Consider the following 20,169-nt stretch of genomic DNA (forward strand, 5'->3'; position numbering starts at 1 on the left):
ATTTCACTCTCCTCAATATTTCCAAAACACAAATAATGCAAAATTAGCTCTTGCAACGGCGGGGCTTTGGTTTCATACGCCCCGTCACGCAGCAACGCACGTGCCACTGGCCCTCTCGAGGTTACGCAACGACGTCAAGCGTTCTGGCCTTCCGGGTCCCGCTTCTTTTGGGTCCCCGCTATTCGCTGGTCCGTTCGACCGTTTCGCAACACACTCGCAGGGTGTAACTGTTCCCTGACGAGTCCGGTTCTGGGAAAGAGTGTCATGACTCCCAAAATCACCCGTTTTCTTGCCGAGCAGCAGCCGGCAACCCCTTGCCTCGTCGTTGATCTCGATGTTGTGGAAAGCAACTATCGTGCCCTTCACGACGCCCTACCAGCTGGCAAGATCTATTACGCCATCAAGGCCAATCCGGCACCGTCCATCCTGAAGCGCCTTGTCGCTCTGGGATCGTCTTTCGATGCAGCATCGCTCGAAGAAATCCGGATGTGCCTGAAGGCTGGCGCCACACCTGATCGCATCTCCTACGGCAATACGCTCAAGAAGGTTGGTGCCATCCGTGAAGCCCGGGACATGGGCATTGATCTCTTTGTGCTCGACAGCATGGAAGAGCTCGAAAAGATTGCAGAGAACGCACCGGGAGCGCGCGTCTTCTGCCGCCTGGCTGTTGAGAACGAAGGCGCTGACTGGCCGCTGTCGCGCAAGTTCGGCACAACAATTGCCCACGCCCGCGACCTGATGATCCGCGCGCGCGATCTGGGCCTGCATCCCTATGGCCTCTCGTTCCATGTCGGAAGCCAGCAGACGGGTATCGCCGCCTACCAGCACGCTATTGCTACGGCCGCACGCCTCTATCATGAGCTGCGCGCGGAAGGCCTTGACCTTCAGATGATCAATCTGGGCGGCGGCTTCCCAACCCATTATCGGGAAGACATTCCGTCTGTGCAGGAATTTGGCGCCGCCATTCAGGCCGCTCTCCGCGAGCACTTTCCTGACGAGCAGCCAGAAGTTCTGCTGGAACCGGGCCGATATATGGTCGGTCAGGCCGGTGTAGTGTCGAGCGAGGTCATTCTTGTGAGCCGTCGTGGCGGTGCAGAAACAGACCCACGCTGGGTCTATCTGGACATCGGGCGCTTCGGTGGCCTCGCAGAGACGGAAGGTGAAGCCATTCGCTACACATTCCGCACGTCTCGCGACGACACAGACAGCTCACGTTCCCCCTGCGTCGTGGCAGGACCAAGCTGCGATGGTGTCGATATTCTCTATGAGAAGAACCGCATCCCGCTGCCGAACAGCCTAAAGTCTGGAGATCGCATCGAAATCCTGGCGACTGGCGCTTATGTTTCGACCTACTGCTCCGTCGGGTTCAATGGTTTTCCGCCTCTGACCGAGCACTATATCTAAGTTGCTTCTGATTGGGGGTGGCACAGACCATCCCCGAAAAAAGCCTTGTCTACTCCCTCAGGCCTTGTGTCCTAATGTGTCACCCCCATCTCCAAGGGGGTAGCAAAAGGACCGCACCATGAAACTCAGCGCACGTAATCAGCTCAAAGGTCAGATTACATAGATCGTAAAAGGCGCAACGACGTCTCACATCACGATCGACGTCAACGGGACGATTATTACAAGTGCCATCACCAATGAAGCTGTTGAGGAACTGTCACTGACAGCGGGCAAGGAAGCCTATGCCGTTATCAAGGCTTCCAGCGTCATGGTCGGCGTGGACTGAGCCCACGCACCTACTTGGCCCAGACTTCACTCAGATTGCAGGGCAGTCTGGTGAGGTCTGACCGCTTTTAAATCCAAGCCCTGCAGGCTGTGGTATTTCGTCTCTTGCAGATTTCAGCAGAATTCAGTGCAGGGTACGTCCCGCCCAGGCCTGAGGGATATCCCGTGGCCAAAGCACGCGCATTTCAGCCGGATGAATCTTTTTCCACCGCGCCAGAGATGACAAAGCTCCGGCCCCTGCTGTCTTGCGCTCATGCCGCGGAAGCCAGTGACCAATCCCAGCCATACAGTCTGAAATCAGGGCGAGAGCCGTGACAATGTAACCCTGCATCAGTCGTTCGGGGAAAAGGTCAGCAAGAAGGTGAAAGACTTCCTTCTGGCCATCATTCTGCACCGTCTGGATCCCCTGGAGAAAGCGCTCCTCCATCGCACTCAGCCCCTGAGAGCCCGGCGGATTGATATCCAGCACAGGGAGCCCGGCTTCTCTCAGATGCTGGGCTGCATCCTCGAACGCTCGCTCCGCGGCATCAAGAACAGGACGGAAAGATGCCGGAAACATGCCATCCGTCGTGCGGGTTTCATGGCAGTACGGCAGGCGGTATCGGCTGACCAGACACCGGATACTCCAGAGTGCCAGTCTTTCGCAGCAGCACAGGTCAGACAGGAAAAGCGGTGTCCGTGTCATGATCAATCTCCGAATCAGCAGAACCAGAGACACTCTAATTGAGAATGATTTGCAATATCAAACTAAAAATGCGTGACCGCACGCTTGTGGCACGAAAAAAATGCTTGCCGCCCTCTTCTGGAAAGAGGACAGCAACACTCTGATTTTCAAAAAGAAAGAGAATGCCCGGCAAGAGTCAGACGTACTCGCCGGACAATAGATCAGTGCTTGTGACCGCAAGACCCATGATCGTGATGATGATGATCGTGATCGTCATCGCTTATCCGGGGAGCGACCTGACAGTGATGGCAGGCCACCCATTCGGCGTCACCATCCAGATAATGCTCTTTCTTCCAGACGGGCACCCGGTGCTTGATCTCGTCGATGATATAACGACATGCCCGGAACGCTGCATCGCGATGAGGCGCAGACACGCCGATCCAGACGGCAACATCCCCAACCCGTAGTGTTCCCGTCCGGTGCATGGCCACAGCATGGCTGATTTCAAATCGGGCCAATGCTTCTTCAATAATCCGCGCACCTTCTTTTTCTGCGAGGGCAGCGTAGGATTCATATTCCAGACCATCCACTGGACGGCCCTCGTTGCTATTGCGAACCCAGCCTTCAAAAGTGCAGAAGCCACCAGCTTCGGCCAGATGTAAGCCCTCTCGCAGCATGTCCAGATCGACTGGCGCATCAGCCATCAGAAAATGGGTCATCCGCCGGTCACCGGCGGAATGAACACAACGTGGTCCCCGCTCTTCAGAGGCTGCGTCCAAGGTGCGAAATCTCCATTCAAGGCAACCCGGAGACGATCAGCCTCAAACGGAAAGCCATATTTCTCTTTCAGTTGCTCATAAAGCGGACCGACCGTTCCGAAATGCGTTTCCACAGTTTCAGTTTTCTGCCCTGCAAGTTCACGCATCTGAGCAAAATATTCCACATCGAGGCGGATCATCTGTCCTCCCAATCGCCGTGAGACGCTTGCACGCTCTTCCGGAGTATTGATGTTATCCAGAGCACCAACTGTCTCCGGAGAAAGCAGTAGCGTCCGGCTATTGATAAGAAGCTTACGGGGGCATTTCCGCCCCCCTTCGACCTGACGCGCCAGAGCGTCCAGCGCTTCCGGCTCCCAGATCGCACAGAGAGGTTCTGGCAGCCCATCATGTTCGCTGCGATAGGCTACCGCAACATGCTGATCATCCCGGGCAGCAATCAAAGTTTCAAGCGTAACCTGATCAAGAAGCGGCAGATCACACGCCAGAACCAACCAGGCGGCCTCTGGAAAAGCCTGATGCGCGGACAGGAGGCCCGCAGCGGGACCGTCTACTGTGACCGCGTCAACAATCTGAGGAAACTGCGCCCGCAGCGGGTCCTCCTTCTGTGCCGGACGCACGGAAACAAAACAGCGCTCGACAAGAGGAGAGAGCGCCTCAAACCCAACCTGTAACTGGGGCGCTCCGTGATAGGACAGTTCAGCCTTGTCCTGCCCCATCCGCGCACTGACGCCACCCGCCAGAACCAGACCGTAAAGCGGCCTCATGCTTCAATCCGCTGGAAATCACGTTTCCCACCGGCCTTCCCCATAAGCTTCACTTCGCGAATGACCATGTCATGAGACAGAGCCTTACACATGTCATAGATCGTCAGAGCAGCAACGGAGGCACCCGTCAGGGCTTCCATTTCCACGCCTGTCTTGCCCTGGCAGGACACGCGGCAGTCGATGACGGCTTCATCGCCCTCCATCGTGATTTCCACACGACATCCGTTCAGGGATAGGGGATGACACAGCGGAATCAACTGGGACGTCGCTTTCACACCCATGACACCCGCAATCTGAGCAACAGTCAAAACCGCGCCCTTCTTGGTCATGAATCCGGCATCATTTAGCGTCTGCGCAACGTCCCGGGGAAAGAGAACACGGGCCTGAGCATGAGCCGTGCGGTCTGTCACGGTCTTACCGCTTACATCCACCATGCGCGGATCTTCACCACGTTCATCAACATGAGTGAGCGTTTTCATCCGTCCTGACCTCCCGATCTAACCACCGATATAATTCATTTCTATCCGACGTTTCGTCGAAGATACCTCACCGGCGGTTCGTTCTTCACTGTACCTGTCGGTACGCATCCGCCACACCGAAGCCAGACGTTCGCGTAAAGCCTCTTCATCCGCCCCGCTGCGAAGAAGTGACCGCAGGTCTGTCCCTTCCGAAGCGAAAAGGCACGTATAGATCTGCCCGTCCGACGACAGCCGCGCCCGTGAACAATCCCCACAGAACGGAGCGGTGACGGAAGAAATGAACCCAATCTCTCCCGCACCATCCTGATACCGATACCGACGCGCAACCTCACCCTGATACTGCGCGCCTAATGGCTCAAGCGGCCAGAGAGCATTCAACCGCTCGACCAGTTCGCGGGACGGGACGACTTCACCCAGTTCCCAGTGATTCCGCGTGCCCACGTCCATATATTCAATAAAGCGCACAATGACGCCTGTATGACGAAAGCGGGCCGCAAGAGCCTCCACACCATCATCATTTACACCTCGCTGCACGACGGTGTTCAGCTTGACACCACCGGGGAATGACAACGCCTGTGCATTTTCGATCGCACGTAGCACCGGCTCCAGCTGCGCCCTACCACCGCTCATTCGTGCAAACACAGCCGGATCAAGACTATCCAGGCTCACGGTAATGCGCCCCAGCCCCGCATCTTTCAGGGACTGCGCGTGACGATCAAGCAGAACACCATTGGTCGTAAGTGCCACATCTTCGACGCCCGGTATCTCCACCAGTCTGCGAACCAGAGATACCAAATCAGGCCGAAGGAGAGGCTCGCCGCCCGTCAGGCGCAACTTGGTCACGCCTAGGGAAACCGCCGCCCGTGCCACCTGAACGATCTCGTCAAAGCTCAGACGTTCTTTAGGCTCCAGAAAGCGGAAATGTTCATGATACGTGGCTTCCGGCATGCAGTAAGGGCACCGGAAATTACAACGGTCCATCACCGAAATCCGCAAATCGTGCAGAGGACGATTGAACCGGTCCCGAACAAATCTGTCAGTCGTGCTACCAGCCATGGAACACAGCATATGAGCCCGCAGGCGCAATGCCCTCTCCGGCGGCCAGCTCTACAAATCCATCGGTTGCCGCGAGAAAACTGAAATCACCGGATGTCGGCATCGGATAGGGCGTGGCCAATGCCTGTCCCGAGCCGTCATGCTGAACACGAACGGGCAGATAACGAGTCAATGTTGAAACGCGTGCAGCATCGGCTTCCAGCTTCACGATATAGGTTTCTGGCCGAGCCACACCCTGCCCTGCCAAAAGCATGGGAATGACATACCGTGTAGCACAGCAGGTTGCCGAGACAGGATTGCCGGGCAAACCAAAAACGCGTTGTCCCTCAGGGCCAACACCAAACCAGAGCGGCTTGCCGGGACGTTGCGCAACCTTATGAAAAACCCGCTCTACACCAAGTTTCGTCAGCGCCTTGGGGACGTGATCGAACTGCCCCATTGAGACGCCGCCACTCAGGATCAGCACCTCATGCCGGGCAAGCTGCTTCTCCAGTGCCAGCATGGTCTCAGCCAGATCATCGGGGACAACCGAGCGTTCAAGGCGAGTAAACCCTCTGGACGCCAGCACTCCTGTCAGGGCGTATTCATTTGAACGTCGGATTTCCCAACTCTGAACCGTCGAGCCGACATCGACGAGTTCGTCGCCCGTGGAAATAATCCCGACCGAAGGCACGCTGGACACTTCAACGGTCGGATATCCATTTCCTGCCAGCACAGCCAAAGCCGGTCCATTCAGACGCAAGCCTGGCTTCAGGAGTTCATGTCCCGCCTTGCAGTCTGAGCCCTTCAGATGGATGAACTGGCCTTTCTGCGGCTCGTACCCCGCCTCAAAGTGCACACGCTGACCATCCCGGATCAATCGCTCGACGGGGACAACGGTATCCGCCCCTTCCGGCAAGACAGCTCCCGTCATGACATCAAGGCAGGTCGCCCCATCGGGCAAAGGCCGCGCGGGCACCCCAGCACGCTGGACGCCATGACAACCCAGCACTGCGCCTGTGCCGTAACGATAGGCCATACCATCCATCATGACCCGGTCATAAGGAGGCTGATCACGTTCGGCATGGACGCTCTGTTGTAGGATGCGGCCGGAAGCCTCGGCCAACGGAACGTGTTCTGTTCCCAAATGACCTGCATATCCGAGGACGAGGTCCACGGCTTGTGCGACGCTCAGGAGTTCGACCAATTTCTGCTCCATTGATGATCCGTGCCGGAGTCCGTTCCTGCCGATATAGACCCAATGCGGTCCTGATCAACTCCCCAGCGTGACAGGCTATGTCACAAGCGCATTTGGGATTAGTCTCATGGCCCCATAAAGGAAAGGATATTTCATGATTGGGCCGGACGGGCTTGTTCCTCTTCCCCAGTGGCCAGACTATGGCCTGACAGACGATCTCCTCCCTTACCTGGAGATCTGGCTGGCACAGGGGAAAGAGGTAGCCCTCGCTACGCTGGTGTCAATCACCGGATCGTCTCCACGCCCCCTTGGCAGTGAAATGGCCATTTCCAGCGCGGGAGACGTGCAAGGCTATGTGTCTGGTGGATGCGTGGAAGCAGCAGTAGCCGCAGAAGCCCTGCAATGCCTGAAAGATCGCCAACCCAGAACCCTGGATTATGGCGCAGGTAGTCCGGTTCTCGATATTCAACTGACCTGTGGTGGCAGGATTGGTATCTTCGTTCGGCCTATCGGAGACCTTGCGACTTATGTCGCTGCGCTCCGTCAGGCGAGAGAAGCCCGTCAGGCCATCACCGTACAAACGGATCTCGCAACCGGCGAGATGCAGGTTTCGCCTTCAGCTGTGCAAACCCAGGGTACTCTGTTTGTACGACGATACACGCCGCCGATTCGACTGATTGTCGCGGGAGGAGATCCGGTGACACTGGCTCTGCTGAAGCTGGCCCCCCAGTTCGGGGTTGAGCCTTTCTTGCTACGCCCACTGGGCCCTGCGCTTCCGCCGGAAGGATTAGCGCCGGAGTGCTACGATCGTCGCTATCTGGACGAGGCTCGGCATGACTTGCGTCTGGACGCCTGGAGCGCAGTTTACGCTCTGACCCACGATGCTCACACTGACCTGGCCATCGCCTCGAAAGCTCTGAAATCTGACGCCTTCTGCGTTGGAATTCTGGGGAGCCGACGCAAAATCTCCAACCGGCTTGCTGCATTACACGCAGCCGGCATCACCTCAGAAGATCTAGAGAAACTGCACCTGCCCGCAGGGATGGATATCAACGCGCGTAATCCGATGCAAATTGCTCTGTCGATTTTATCCCAGATCATAGCGAACCGCCCAGCATAATGCCTCATGACGCAGTTCTTCTTGCCGCAGGCGGCAGCACGAGACTGAAGCGACCCAAGCAGTTGCTCACCCGTCAGGGCACACCGCTTGTCCGGTACGTTGCAGAACTTCTCCTGAGCACATCTCCGGACCGATTGGTCATCATCACCGGAGGCTCCGCCGAAGCCGTCGCTTTAGCCCTTAACGGGCTCCCTGTGGACATATGCTACAACCCGCTTTGGAACACCGGTTTGGCGAGTTCCATTCAATGCGCAGCACGAGCTTTGAGTAGACGGGACAGGTCAATTCTCATCGCGGGAACAGACCAGCCGAGGCTATCTCTGCCACACCTGCTCCGGCTGAGGGACACCCTCCCAGCCAATGCGAATGTCGTCACACAGTACAAAAAAGGCGCGATGGGGATCCCGGTTCGCATGTCTGCCGCCACATTAGCCAAGGCCCCCGAACTCAGTGGGGACAAGGGGTTTCGGGACCTGTGGGCAGACCTACCACCAAAAAAAATCGAGGCCCCCGAATTGCTCGAAGACCTCGATACTCCTGATCAAATGGCCGAAGCCGTCAAGGCAGGGTGGATTGATCCGCCTGCCTGACGCCTCAGATCAGCTTCGTGCGTATACGTCTTCGATACGAACGATATCATCTTCCCCGAGATAAGGACCGGACTGAACCTCAATCAGGGTCAAAGGGATCTTGCCCGGATTTTCCAGTCGGTGAACACAGCCCAACGGGAGATAGATGCTTTCGTTTTCACGAACCATCACCAAGTCCTCATCCCGTGTCACCATGGCGGTTCCACCAACAACAACCCAGTGCTCCGCACGATGGAAATGCTTCTGCAGTGAGAGCTTTGCCCCGGGCTCGACTACGATACGCTTGACCTGGAAACGATCGGCCTGAATGAGGCTTTCATAGAAGCCCCATGGACGATAGCACCGGTTATGCGCGACCGCTTCCTTGCGCCCTGCCTGTACCAAGCGGGTTACCATATGCTTCACGTCCTGAGCGCGATCGCGATGAGAGACCATGACCGCATCCGGTGTCACCACCACAATCAGATCATCCACACCAGCAACGGTGGCAATGATACCATCAGAACGGACGTAACAGTTCCGCGCATCGTCAAGGAAAACGTCACCAAAGGTTGCATTTCCCTCAGCGTCCTTGGGCGTCAGATCCCAGAGGGCATCCCAGCTTCCGATGTCCGACCACCCAAAATTGCCCGGAACGACAGCCGCAAGCTTGGTACGTTCTGCAATGGCATAATCAACAGAGATATCAGGCGCAGCTGCAAAGCTTTCTTCTTCCAGCCGTTCGAAATCCATATCCGTATGGCGCTTGCGAACTGCTTCCCCGACGGTTTCGTAAATCCGTGGCTCGTATTGTTCCGTCTCTTTCAGGAATACGCTGGCCTTTGCAAAGAACATACCCGAGTTCCAGAGATATTTCTCGGACTGAATGAGTTCTTCGGCTTGGGCGGGCTGCGGTTTCTCAATGAAACGGGACACGCCATAAACGCCCTGTACATCGGCAAGCTCGGAGCCAACTTCAATGTACCCGTACCCCGTCTCAGGGCGCGTCGGTTTCATTCCAAACGTCACGATCCGACCCGCATCAGCAGCCTTCAGGGCATTTTTCAAAGACTCCTGAAGCGCTTTCTCATCAGTAATCGCAGCGTCCGCCGCCATGATCCAGAGAATGGCATCCGGGTTCTGCTCTGCAACCATGAAAGCAGCAGCCGCGATGGCAGGGGCTGAATTCCGGCCGACCGGCTCGAGAACGATTTTCGGCTTCCGAATTCCAGCATCGCGCAGTTGTTCGGCGACGATGAAACGATGCTCCGAATTACAGATCACGACCGGATCGGCAAAGCCTGCGGCCCGGCCGCGCAGGGCTGTTTCCTGAATGAGGGTCTTGTCGCTAAGCAGGGGCCAGAACTGCTTCGGATAGCTCTTGCGGGAAACCGGCCAGAGGCGGCTTCCGGACCCACCAGACAGAATCACTGGGACGACGTTCTGAACCATGAAGCAGATATTCTTCCATCAGTTGATGAAGTAGCCACGCACGTCCGCAGCCATATTTGCAGACGATTTTACAGAGGCTGAGGAGCGTTGCCAATCGCACCACACGTGAAGAACGCTGAAGATGCCCGAAAGTCCATACGGTCACAACGCGACAAAAATAAGATCAAAAAATCAAAAATTGAAACAGCGCCAAACATCGACGTTTTACGTACAGAAGGGAAAAGCCTCTAATTCTGACGATCAACACTCCTTTATATAGAAAACATACGTTTCTTCAGTGCTGCCAGCTCCTTTGATGCATCTTAACACCGCACGAAACATACAATTCTCCTCTCAACCGGCTTCAACGGGCGGGCGAGAAGACGGATGATGTCTTTGCCAGTGCTCTTCCAACGCCAATCGTTCGTAATGAAGCTTCTGTCGCATCCAGTGCAGCATGCCAGAAAGTGTCACGATAACGATGCCCACGAACGTCCAGCTATCCAGGGGCTGATGGAAAAGGAGGTAGCTGAATGCGACTGCCCAGAGCATCTGACTGTACTGGGGCAGTGCAACCCGGTTAGCCGGCGCCAGAGCCGTTGCCATCATCATGAAGAGCTGACCAAGAGCGGCCAGGAAACCGTATCCGAACAAAAGCGCCCAGTTTCCAGCACCATGTGGCCACGTGGCGTGTGCCAGCATCAAAAGACCATCGCCGATCAACGGGCCAAACAGGCTTGAGCCAAACAAGGACAGTCGGGCGCTCTGGTTTCCGGCCAGTCTGTATGCGATCACACTGGCAGCATTCGCCATGGCTGCGATCACCGCACAGAGGTGCCCCAGATGAAACGCCCGCACACCCGGTCGTAGAACGATCAGGACTCCGAGAAATCCCACACCGACTGAAAGCCAGGTCCACCCAGAAACCTTTTCTTTCAGAATTCCGACGGAAATCAGGGTCACGAAAAATGGCATCAGGAACATGAGTGACAATGCTTCTGGCATCGGCAGCAGCATAAAAGCCATGACACTGGAAGCCGTGGACACAAATGTCGCAAACGCACGCAACAGCCACATGGACGGGCGATCCGTCGCGAAAATATCGGAATAGGATTCCTGTGGCTTTCGGATGAAGGGCAGAATCAGAAAACCGAAAATACCGCCTGAAAAAGCAACTTCAAACGGATCCAGCTGCCCAGCAAGGCCTTTGGAACAGGCATCGCTAATGGAAAAAAGGGCAAAAGCCGCGAAAGACAACATCATGCCTGATGAGAGGAACTTCAGATTCACCCGATGAGTCTCCACGCATTCCGGACCGTACATAATGGCCCGGAGACTATGGAGACCTCATCTGCCGCGCAGTCAATGTGACAAAACATTAAAACTAAACTGTATGATCCTGATGAGCGGGCGGTACTGCCAAAAGATTCTGCAGCCCTATCTCCAACGGCATCGGGTTCACGCCCAGGCGCTCCCTCATCGGAGCAATATCGAAGTTCTTGTCTTCCAAAAGGCGTCGGATTTCTTCCGGCGCAATTGTGGGCAGCTTAGGAACGTGCCGCATGATGTGAGCAGCCGCGATCAGAAACCACGCAGGAAGCGAGATGATTGGCCGACCACCGAGCCCTGAAAAGTAGAGAATCATCCGAACAAACGTTCGGTAGGGAACAGCATTGGGGCCAGCTATGACAAAAACCTCTGGCCCGCTGACTTTCCCACCCAGAATAAGATCAATGGCCGCAACAACGCAGCGTGTGACGTCCTGCTGATGAATGGGCTGAACTAGCGAGCGCCCGCCACCAGGTAGCGGAACAATCGGCAGACGCTCCAGAAGCCGCGCAAGCCGCTGCACATTATCCTCTCCCTGAGCACCATAAATCATCGTCGGGTGCAGAAGAATGGAAGGGCGGCCATCTGCCTTGAGGGCAGCTTCGCCGGCCAACACCCCACGACCATGATCATCCAGCCAACGCGTAAACTTGCGAGTGCTGCCAAGAGCAACAACAGGCGCACGGGTTGCAAGCAGAATGGCTGGAAGATGACGGGCATGAGCTGTATTCACGACAACGTCCGCATGCTCCAGCGCAATTGGAAGAGCAACCGGATCTGTCAGATCGGCCTGTCTTACGGCTGTGCACATCTCTGCAAGATCAGGAGCCAGTTTTCCTCGGCTCCGCACAACCGCGATGACACTTTGCCCTTGAGCAATCAGCTGACGACAGAGCGCCGAGCCTGAACGACCACTGGCGCCAATAACGCAGATCGTAGACGTGCTGACGCTTTGGCTCACTGGACGGTCACCTTGAGATTATCCGGCGACATCAACGTCATGGCTGCCGTAGGCGACGACGCTATTGCTGCTAATGCCGTGAGCGTCAAAGGCGGCTTTGGTGTCAGAGTAATCGATAACGTGCGGTCATTGGGGTTGGCGAAGTAATCCGGCAGAGCCGCCAGGGCAGGATATGGCGACAGCCCCATTTCCATGCCCTGCGCGAGAACCGTTCTTGCCTGGTCCTGCGCTGCACCGTCCAGAGGGCGTCCTGCATTCAGGGACGGAAGAGACTGGACCAGACGATCGCCATGCAACGTGAGAGTCACCTGCGCCAGCTGAATGGCATCATGCGGATTTTTGGCTGTTCCAACCTTGAGCTGCTGATCCGAAGGACCGAGCAAATTCATGCCGAAATGAGCTTCGGTGAAGTTTGGAATGTTCAAGACACCCTGCACATGCAGTTCGCCCGTCTGCGCAATCCGCTCTTGCGTATATTTCAAGGTTGAAGAATGCCCATCAATATGGACCGGCACCTTGCCGCTTGAAGAGTGTGTGTGAAAACCCTCTCCTTCGAAAACCGTCGTGTCTTTGCCGCTTTTACGCGTTCCTGTACCAATCAGCGTATCCATGCTGAACGTTCTGTCTGCCGAAATGATCTGCGTGCCGCTCAGCTTCATGCTTTCAAGAGGTGGCAGCGCATAGGCAGCGGCCTCGTTCCCCGCCTGCTCGTAGGCAATCCGGGTGGCAAGTTCAGGCTGGCGAAGCTGGAAATTTTTCAGAGACATCTGCACTGACATGGCGCGAGGCGTTCCGTCAGGCTGAAGCGTCGTACGGGACGCAATGGCAAGGCCGTTCTGGATCGCGATCGTTGTCGTGCGTCCCGGGCCGTAACCATCAATCTGGATCGAATCTGACGTCAGACTGTTGAAGTGCATGCTGTTCGGCTGAAGAACCTGCGAAAGATTCTGCACCGACAGATGATCAATATATCCACGCTCCAGATTCAGATGCCCCAGATCAAGCGACTCCAGACCGCTTTTCCCTGCGGGAGGCGGAGGAGTCACCAGATGATTCAGAGTGACGGAATGAGCCCGGATGACCGCAGTAGGCGTCTGGAGAGACGGATCCACCATATCCATATGGGACAGCGTCAGGCCACCATCAGGTGTCGGGATTGGATGACCCAGACGTAAAGTATGTGCCCGGAACGTCATGTTGCCATTCTGAAGAATGACATCCGTCAGCAACGCTCCACGAGCGAGAATGGCCGGGCGCGCGGCGGAATAGCTCAGGGTTGCTCCCACAGGAAGGGAGGCACGGAACCGGGAAATCCCCCGATCAAGCGCAACAGAGGCTGCGTGATGGATACCAATCGCGCTCATTCCAGCGATGACTGCGAGCAGGCTCGTTGTGAGCCAAGGGCGTTTCACGTTGTTTTTCCTGTTTTTCATCGACACTGGGGACAGGAAGATGCGGTCCCTGAATTGAGGGCAGGATACCATTCCGGGCGTCCGGGGCAAATCAGACCCAAAAAAATTGCGGTATCATAATACCTCATAGCTCAAAATGGCTGGAAACCGGGCCGAATCAGCCATCCTGATTCCAAAAGATGACTTGACGGAAAGCCGCGAGCCCGCAATAAGGCCGCACCTGATCCGCTTTCTAGGCAGCAGCATTCTCATCAGAGAATTCTTCTGTTTGTGAAAGCGCCATCCACGGCGCGGCCCTGTCGCGCCCCAAGCTGGAATGTCACTAATGAAGACCACACGTTCGCTGAAGCCGGCGGAGGTGACGAAGAACTGGGTGCTGATCGACGCCGAAGGGCTCGTTCTCGGCCGTCTCGCCACCATCATCGCTACTCGTCTCCGCGGCAAGCACAAGCCGCAGTTTACCCCGCATGTCGACTGCGGTGACAACATTGTTGTCATCAACGCAGAAAAGATCGCTCTGACGGGTAACAAGTTCGGCCAGAAGCTCTTCCATTACCACACGGGTCATCCGGGTGGCATCAAGGAGCGCACCATCACGCAGCGTCTCACGGGCAAGAACCCGGGTCACGTTGTCGAGAAGGCTGTTGAGCGCATGATCACGCGCGGTCCGCTGCAGCGTGCTCAAATGAAGCACCTTTATGTTTACGCTGGTTCCGAGCACCCGCATGACGGCCAGAAGCCTGTCAAGCTGGACGTGGCTGCCCTGAACCGCAAGAACACAATCTCACACGAGTCGTAAGGCCTGACCATGTCCGAGACCCAAGAGCGCACCGGCACGCTGCAGGACCTTGCGAGCGTTGCTCCTGCAGTAGCCACCAACGCCGCCCCGGTTCACGAAGTAAAGCGTGACGCCCAGGGCCGTTCCTATGCTACCGGCCGTCGTAAGGACGCCGTAGCCCGTGTGTGGATCAAGCCTGGCAAGGGGGACATCATCGTCAATGGCCGTCCGGTCACGACGTATTTTGCCCGTCCGGTTCTGCGCATGCTTCTGACGCAGCCGTTCCTGATCGCTGACCGCTACAACCAGTTCGACGTGTATTGCACAGTCGCTGGTGGTGGCCTGTCCGGCCAGGCTGGTGCAGTTCGTCACGGTATCTCCCGTGCACTGACGCACTACGAGCCGAGCCTGCGCGGCATCCTGAAGGCTGCCGGATTCCTGACGCGTGACAGCCGTATTGTCGAGCGTAAGAAGTACGGCCGTGCGAAGGCACGTCGTTCCTTCCAGTTCTCGAAGCGCTGATCCGTCAGCTTTTCGAAGCTTTGGAGAAACCCCGGTCACTCTGTGGCTGGGGTTTTTTCATGCCTGAGGCGCAAACTTTAATTTCCATCAGAAAGTGAATTTGGAAATAATATTTCCCTATCGCCTCTCCCCAACTCCTGTGGCAGAGTGCCCCGCACGTTTATCAGAGTAGCTTGCGGAAGTTCTTTTCATGACGACCTTCACTATTGAAAAAACCGAAACCCCGATGGATCCGGCTCATCGCGCGCAGCTTCTTGTCAGCCCGGCTTTCGGTCGTGTTTTCACTGATCATATGGCGACCATTCGCTATACGAGCGAAAAAGGCTGGCACGACGCCAAAATTACAGCGCGCCGCCCCTTGAGCATCGACCCGGCATCCACAGTCCTGCACTACGGACAGGAAATTTTCGAGGGCATGAAAGCCTATCGGGAAGCAGATGGTCATATCGCGACGTTCCGTCCGCAAGCCAACGCAGCCCGTTTTGCAGCCTCTGCCCGCCGGATGGGCATGGCTGAACTGCCCGAAGACCTCTTCATTCAAGCCGTTGATGAACTCGTCCGTATCGACCAGGACTGGGTTCCGGCTGGTGAAGGACAAAGCCTCTATCTTCGCCCCTTCATGATCTCCAATGAGGTGTTCCTCGGCGTAAAGCCTGCAAGCGAATACCTGTTCATTGTCATCGCCTGCCCGGTAGGCGCCTATTTCAGCGCAGGCTGCGTTTCTGTCTGGGTTTCCGAGTTCTACACCCGAGCAGCGATTGGTGGCACGGGCGAAGCCAAGTGCGGCGGCAACTATGCCGGCAGCCTTGTCGCTCAGGCCGAAGCCAAGGAGAAAGGCTGCGATCAGGTTCTGTTCCTCGATGCCCGTGAACGACGCTATGTCGAAGAAATGGGTGGAATGAACGTGATGTTCGTACGCAACGACGGCAAGATCGTCACGCCTCCCCTCGGAGGCACCATTCTACGCGGCATTACCCGTGACAGCCTGATCAGACTGGCTGCCGACAACGGCATCGAAGTCATCGAAGAACCCGTTGAAATCGACGAGATCTTCACGGGAGCCGCATCCGGGAAATACACCGAAGCCTTCGCCTGCGGCACGGCTGCGGTACTTTCACCCGTTGGCAAGCTGGTCCGGCCTTCCGGGGAAGCCGTGTTTGGCGACGGCGAGACGCCGGGTCCGGTGGCCACCAGACTGAAGAAAATTTTGACCGATCTTCAGGGCGGCCGCACCAATGACGCCCATGGCTGGGTGCATCGCATCGTCTGACGACAAAAAACTCCTGTCAGTTCAATACTAACAGGAGTTTTTACAGCTTTGACAACCACAGATCAGGCTTTCCAGCTTCTGATCGGCATCAAATACGGATTGCGCAGTCACACATCCGAAAGAACGCACCCAAACCCGTAATGGGATTTAGTCGGGCAATATTTTAAGAGAGATTGCTGGGGCGAATGACGGGGATCGAACCCGCGACAACCGGTACCACAAACCGGCGCTCTACCGACTGAGCTACATCCGCCACACAGCGATGCGTTCTTTAGAGAAAGGTTCAGCTGGCGTCTAGCCCTTTCTCAAAGTTTTCTTCAATTTTCTGCTTAGATAACAGGGACACCACCAGTTACAGCAATATTGGCACCCGAAACGTAACTTGCCTCATCACTGGCCAGAAAGACATAGGCCCCGGCGAGCTCCGCAGGTTGCCCCGGTCTTTTCATCGGACCATCTGCTCCAAAGTTGCGAACGTGCTCTCCACCCATGGTTGCGGGAATCAGCGGCGTCCAGATTGGTCCGGGAGCAACCGTGTTTGAGCGTATTCCCTGTTCCGCCAGCAACTCTGCCAGACCACCGCTGAAGTTCAATATGGCGCTTTTGGTTGCAGAATAGGCCAACAGCTTTGGCTTTGGCCGATCCGCATTGACAGAGACGGTGTGAATCAGGGAACCGCCTTCAGGCATATGAGGAACAACCAGCCGCGATAGCCGGAACACTGCGCCTGAATTCGTATCAAACGTCAGATCCCATTCGTCTTCGCTGACATCTTCCAGAGATTCACGTTCGATCTGAAAAGCAGCATTATTGACGAGCACATCCACCTTGCCGAACTCGGCCACCGTCTTGTCGACGATTTCCTTGCAGACGAAGCGCTCTTTAATGTCTCCCGGCAAGAGCAGCGCTTTTCGTCCCGCTTTATCGACCCATGCTGCAGTCTCGCGGGCGTCGTCCAATTCTTCGGGCAGGAATGACAACGCTACATCCGCCCCTTCCCGCGCAAAGGCAATCGCGACTGCACGGCCAATCCCGGAATCGCCTCCGGTGATAATCGCCGTTTTTCCCCTCAGGCGTCCATTCCCCACATAGGTCTGCTCACCATGATCAGGCTTGGGTGTCATTTCTGACGTCTGGCCCGGAATATGCTTTTGCAATGGTGTGTCGAACGGGGGCTTCGGATATCGGCTCATGTCGAACTCCTTAAGTTGTTCTCATGCCAACGCTGTGAATGCAGTGAATGTTCAATCATCTTTCCACGTGAACATCTTCAATCCTGCTCTAAGGCACGGTACACTGGCCGCACCATTGCCGCGCCGGGCCCGAATACGTCGCACCCTGTAGCTCTTCACTCTCAAGGATTGTCATGACACCCGCTCTCTACCGCCGCCAGTGGGGACAAAACCCGCTGCGTGAGGTTCTGGCTGGCATGGTCGGCACTTTTGCCCTCATTCCCGAAGTCATTGCCTTCTCTTACATCGCCGGTGTTTCACCTGCGGTCTCGCTGTTCGCGTCTTTTGTCATTTCGGTCTCAATCGCAATTTTTGGTGGCCGACCCGGAATGATCTCAGGAGCCGCAGGATCTGTTGCTCTTGTTGCCGCACCACTCGTACATGCCCACGGCGTGCAAGCCATGCTGCTCGCCACCCTGATCGCCGGCGCTCTACAGATTGTGTTCGGCCTTCTGCGCCTTCAGGCCGTTATGCGGTTTGTTTCTGCGGAAGTTCGCACAGGCTTCGTCAATGCGCTGGCCATCATGATCTTTTCCGCACAGATGCCACAGCTATTGGGTGTTGGCTGGGAAACTTACGCCCTGATCGCTCTGGGTCTCGTCATCATCTACCTGCTTCCCAAGATTTCTGACGCCATCCCATCCCCGTTGATTTGCATTGTCCTGCTGACGGCCATCACAATGGTCCATCCAATGCCTGTTCACACGGTGTCAGATCTAGGGGAACTCCCAACGGGTCTCCCTCACCTCACTATTCCCCACATCAACCTGGATTGGGCGACCCTGTCAGCCGTTATTCCCTATGCCGTCGCCATGGCTGCCGTGGGTTTGCTGGAATCCATGATGACAGCATCAGTCGTCGATGACCTGACGGACACGCACGGCAATCAACGTATGGAGTGCACAGGCCTTGGCATCTCCAACATTCTCGTTGGAGCATTCGGCGGCATTGCCGGGTGTGGCATGATCGGCCAGACAGTCGGCAATCTGCGTTACGGCGGCCGCGGACGTCTCTCCACCTTCACGGCAGGCGCTTTTCTGCTTGCCCTGATGGTCCTTCTTCATCGCTGGGTGGGACAGGTTCCGATGGCCGCTTTGGTCGCCATCATGATCATGGTTTCGATCAGCACATTCTCCTGGGGCAGCCTGCGGGACGTCACGCGCCAACCCAAGCTTTCAAGCCTGACAATGCTTGTAACCGTCGTTGTGGTCGTGCTGACGCATGATCTGGCTGCCGGCGTTCTAGCCGGGGTTCTCCTGTCGGGCGTGTTCTTTGCCTGGCGCGCTGCCAGCCTGCTGACTGTAACCAGCCACCGCGACGGATCAACAGAGACCTATACCATCTCCGGGCAGGTCTTTTTTGCGTCCGCAGACGGCCTTTCGGCCGAGATTGACTATCTGACGAACGCTGAACTCGTCGTACTCGATTTAACGCATGCAAGGTTCTGGGATGTCACGTCCGTTCAGGCACTGGAAAAGGTCCTGGACAAGCTTCGAAGTCATGGACGTACAGTTGAAGTCACAGGCCTGAAGCATGAGCAGCATGGCATAATTGCATCTCAGTCGGACAATACGCTTCTGGCAATGTGACACGCCTTTCACGGAATATCGCATCCGGACAGGAAGCAGGATACAAAGACCTACTCATGATTGTGAGAGGGGAACCTGCCCGGATGCGCAGATTTGTTATCACCAGCCTCCTATGCTCCATCCTCGCTTCCGGAAGCTCTGCCTCCGCACAACCCGCGTTTCACAATAAAAACGCCACAGCTCAGATACCTGCTGCCGCACAGGCTCTGATCAATCGCTACAACATGCAGCCCGTTCCTGTGGAAGGTGGCTGGTTTTCCCAGCTTCAGCGCACCACAGAAACTATTGCGGGCTCGGCTTTGCCTGCACGCTATGCTGGTGTCACACACCCTCTCTCCACAGCGATCCTGTTCGTGGAAACACGACGGGACTTCTCTGCACTTCACACCCTGAAGACAGCCGAGATCTGGCATTTCTACGCTGGAGATCCCGTTCATCTTCTGTTGCTTCATCCTGACGGCCGAGGCCAAAGTATCACGCTGGACCGGGACCATCCTGCCTATGTCGTTCCTGAAGGTGTTTGGCAGGGCTCGGCACCTATCGGTCCCGCTGGCTGGTCATTTGTTGGCACGACCATGGCTCCGGGCTTTATTCCCGAAGACTTTCAACTGGGTGAACGCAAAGCCCTTAGCGAGCGTTATCCTGCCTTCCGCAAGCAGATTACTGCCCTCACCCGTGTGAAAGTCCAGACCCAATGAAGATCAGCCTTGGTATTCTGTCGCTTCTGTTCGCACCTGGTTTTGCAGCCGCGCAGGTTGTCCACCCAGACCATGTTCCAGCAATTTACCCCGCACCAGGCAGTACCCTGCAGGAATTTATCGGTATTGGATCTGCACTCCCGTCCCATCATCAGAGCATTGCACTCTTCACCCTGACCGCAGGAACCACCTATCCTGAGAGTTACAATCGACGTTCGGAAGAAATCTTCCTGATCCATGAGGGAGAAGGCACCGTCTGGCTTGGAGATCAGATAACTCTTGTCAAAGCAGGCGACATCATTCGCATCAGCCCACATTTGAAGCACAAGATTGCGGCTTCCCCGCACTCGCCCCTCAGTTTTTACGCAATCTCGGCTCCCCCTTTCACCGCCGATGATTACATCCTGACCCCACCGCGGTGATGCCTCCAGCACCAGGCTCATTTCCTTCAAGAAATTTAATATCCCTGAATTCCCTGCAGTATTAAAAGAATGATCTGACTGCTCTTCCTGAAGCAGGTGAATGAATCTGCTTCAGACCGCGATGCAGTTTTCCATACAATCTTTAATGTTGCGGTAATCCAGTCTTCATACTCCCGTTTGATGAAAACT

21 protein-coding genes and 1 tRNA gene are annotated in these 20,169 nt (G+C 56.0%); 10 read left to right on the top strand and 12 right to left on the bottom strand.

Annotated elements, in window-relative coordinates; genetic code table 11:
* The first annotated feature begins 264 nt into the window (after positions 1-264).
* Entirely contained in the window at positions 265-1,404 is a 1,140-nt protein-coding gene (locus JN414_RS10125) for a type III PLP-dependent enzyme (RefSeq protein WP_064275088.1), read from the top strand.
* Positions 1,405-1,567: 163 nt separating this feature from the next.
* Complete coding sequence (locus JN414_RS10130; protein ID WP_237389982.1) at positions 1,568-1,729, top strand: molybdopterin-binding protein; 162 nt, start codon at positions 1,568-1,570, stop codon at positions 1,727-1,729.
* A 123-nt stretch (positions 1,730-1,852) separates the two neighbouring features.
* Here the strand turns inward: JN414_RS10130 and JN414_RS10135 are convergent, their stop codons facing one another.
* The 6 genes from JN414_RS10135 to JN414_RS10160 form a co-directional block, all read right to left on the bottom strand.
* The gene (locus JN414_RS10135; RefSeq protein ID WP_202207753.1) at positions 1,853-2,413 is read right to left on the bottom strand and encodes a hypothetical protein; all 561 of its coding nucleotides are present in this window, start codon (positions 2,411-2,413) and stop codon (positions 1,853-1,855) included.
* A 200-nt stretch (positions 2,414-2,613) separates the two neighbouring features.
* The gene (locus JN414_RS10140; protein ID WP_202207754.1) at positions 2,614-3,111 is read right to left on the bottom strand and encodes a molybdenum cofactor biosynthesis protein MoaE; all 498 of its coding nucleotides are present in this window, start codon (positions 3,109-3,111) and stop codon (positions 2,614-2,616) included.
* Positions 3,108-3,935, bottom strand: coding sequence for a MoaD family protein (locus JN414_RS10145; RefSeq protein WP_202207755.1), 828 nt, complete (start codon positions 3,933-3,935; stop codon positions 3,108-3,110). Before JN414_RS10145 ends, JN414_RS10140 begins: the two co-directional genes overlap by 4 nt.
* Positions 3,932-4,414: a cyclic pyranopterin monophosphate synthase MoaC gene (gene moaC / locus JN414_RS10150; RefSeq protein WP_202207756.1), complete on the bottom strand. Its 483-nt coding sequence runs from the start codon at positions 4,412-4,414 to the stop codon at positions 3,932-3,934. Before moaC ends, JN414_RS10145 begins: the two co-directional genes overlap by 4 nt.
* Before the next feature lie 18 nt (positions 4,415-4,432).
* Positions 4,433-5,470 (bottom strand): GTP 3',8-cyclase MoaA, encoded by a 1,038-nt coding sequence (moaA, locus tag JN414_RS10155; protein WP_202207810.1) that lies wholly within the window; start codon positions 5,468-5,470, stop codon positions 4,433-4,435.
* Entirely contained in the window at positions 5,460-6,668 is a 1,209-nt protein-coding gene (locus tag JN414_RS10160; protein ID WP_202207757.1) for a molybdopterin molybdotransferase MoeA, read from the bottom strand. The genes moaA and JN414_RS10160 overlap by 11 nt, the downstream gene beginning before the upstream one ends.
* 133 nt (positions 6,669-6,801) lie before the next feature.
* Here JN414_RS10160 and JN414_RS10165 point away from each other — a divergent pair, with 133 nt between their 5' ends.
* Positions 6,802-7,767, top strand: a complete 966-nt coding sequence (locus JN414_RS10165; protein WP_202207758.1) for an XdhC family protein — start codon at positions 6,802-6,804, stop codon at positions 7,765-7,767.
* The gene (locus JN414_RS10170) at positions 7,767-8,357 is read left to right on the top strand and encodes an NTP transferase domain-containing protein (RefSeq protein WP_202207759.1); all 591 of its coding nucleotides are present in this window, start codon (positions 7,767-7,769) and stop codon (positions 8,355-8,357) included. Before JN414_RS10165 ends, JN414_RS10170 begins: the two co-directional genes overlap by 1 nt.
* A gap of 9 nt (positions 8,358-8,366) precedes the next feature.
* Here JN414_RS10170 and JN414_RS10175 read toward each other — a convergent pair whose 3' ends face one another.
* The 4 genes from JN414_RS10175 to JN414_RS10190 all read right to left on the bottom strand — a co-directional run bounded on the left by JN414_RS10175 (position 8,367) and on the right by JN414_RS10190 (position 13,469).
* Complete coding sequence (locus JN414_RS10175) at positions 8,367-9,788, bottom strand: mannose-1-phosphate guanylyltransferase/mannose-6-phosphate isomerase (protein ID WP_202207760.1); 1,422 nt, start codon at positions 9,786-9,788, stop codon at positions 8,367-8,369.
* A gap of 333 nt (positions 9,789-10,121) precedes the next feature.
* A complete protein-coding gene (locus tag JN414_RS10180; RefSeq protein ID WP_237389972.1) occupies positions 10,122-11,057 on the bottom strand; it encodes a DMT family transporter in 936 nt (311 codons plus the stop codon).
* Between the two features lie 94 nt (positions 11,058-11,151).
* Positions 11,152-12,057 (bottom strand): SDR family oxidoreductase, encoded by a 906-nt coding sequence (locus JN414_RS10185; protein ID WP_202207761.1) that lies wholly within the window; start codon positions 12,055-12,057, stop codon positions 11,152-11,154.
* Positions 12,054-13,469 (bottom strand): hypothetical protein, encoded by a 1,416-nt coding sequence (locus JN414_RS10190; RefSeq protein WP_237389973.1) that lies wholly within the window; start codon positions 13,467-13,469, stop codon positions 12,054-12,056. The genes JN414_RS10185 and JN414_RS10190 overlap by 4 nt, the downstream gene beginning before the upstream one ends.
* Before the next feature lie 325 nt (positions 13,470-13,794).
* Between JN414_RS10190 and rplM the strand changes: the two genes are divergently transcribed.
* The 3 genes from rplM (at position 13,795) to JN414_RS10205 (ending at position 16,039) form a co-directional block, all read left to right on the top strand.
* On the top strand, positions 13,795-14,268 hold the full coding sequence (rplM, locus tag JN414_RS10195; protein ID WP_046901116.1) for a 50S ribosomal protein L13: 474 nt from the start codon (positions 13,795-13,797) through the stop codon (positions 14,266-14,268).
* Positions 14,269-14,277: 9 nt separating this feature from the next.
* Complete coding sequence (gene rpsI / locus JN414_RS10200) at positions 14,278-14,769, top strand: 30S ribosomal protein S9 (RefSeq protein WP_010502298.1); 492 nt, start codon at positions 14,278-14,280, stop codon at positions 14,767-14,769.
* Between the two features lie 190 nt (positions 14,770-14,959).
* Positions 14,960-16,039 (top strand): branched-chain amino acid aminotransferase, encoded by a 1,080-nt coding sequence (locus JN414_RS10205; protein WP_202207762.1) that lies wholly within the window; start codon positions 14,960-14,962, stop codon positions 16,037-16,039.
* Between the two features lie 177 nt (positions 16,040-16,216).
* Here the strand turns inward: JN414_RS10205 and JN414_RS10210 are convergent.
* Together JN414_RS10210 and JN414_RS10215 are read right to left on the bottom strand one after the other, a co-directional pair.
* Positions 16,217-16,292 (bottom strand) — tRNA-His (locus tag JN414_RS10210).
* Between the two features lie 76 nt (positions 16,293-16,368).
* Positions 16,369-17,232 carry an SDR family oxidoreductase gene (locus tag JN414_RS10215; protein ID WP_202207763.1) on the bottom strand — a complete coding sequence of 288 codons (864 nt, stop codon included), beginning with the start codon at positions 17,230-17,232 and terminating at the stop codon, positions 16,369-16,371.
* Between the two features lie 173 nt (positions 17,233-17,405).
* Between JN414_RS10215 and JN414_RS10220 the strand changes: the two genes are divergently transcribed.
* The 3 genes from JN414_RS10220 (at position 17,406) to JN414_RS10230 (ending at position 19,980) form a co-directional block, all read left to right on the top strand.
* Positions 17,406-18,860: a SulP family inorganic anion transporter gene (locus JN414_RS10220; protein WP_202207764.1), complete on the top strand. Its 1,455-nt coding sequence runs from the start codon at positions 17,406-17,408 to the stop codon at positions 18,858-18,860.
* A gap of 83 nt (positions 18,861-18,943) precedes the next feature.
* Complete coding sequence (locus JN414_RS10225; protein ID WP_202207765.1) at positions 18,944-19,558, top strand: cupin domain-containing protein; 615 nt, start codon at positions 18,944-18,946, stop codon at positions 19,556-19,558.
* Positions 19,555-19,980, top strand: coding sequence for a cupin domain-containing protein (locus JN414_RS10230; RefSeq protein ID WP_202207766.1), 426 nt, complete (start codon positions 19,555-19,557; stop codon positions 19,978-19,980). The genes JN414_RS10225 and JN414_RS10230 overlap by 4 nt, the downstream gene beginning before the upstream one ends.
* The last annotated feature ends 189 nt before the right edge of the window (positions 19,981-20,169 follow it).

The organism is Gluconobacter sp. Gdi, assembly GCF_014132155.1.
In the GTDB taxonomy this organism is placed as follows: domain Bacteria; phylum Pseudomonadota; class Alphaproteobacteria; order Acetobacterales; family Acetobacteraceae; genus Gluconobacter.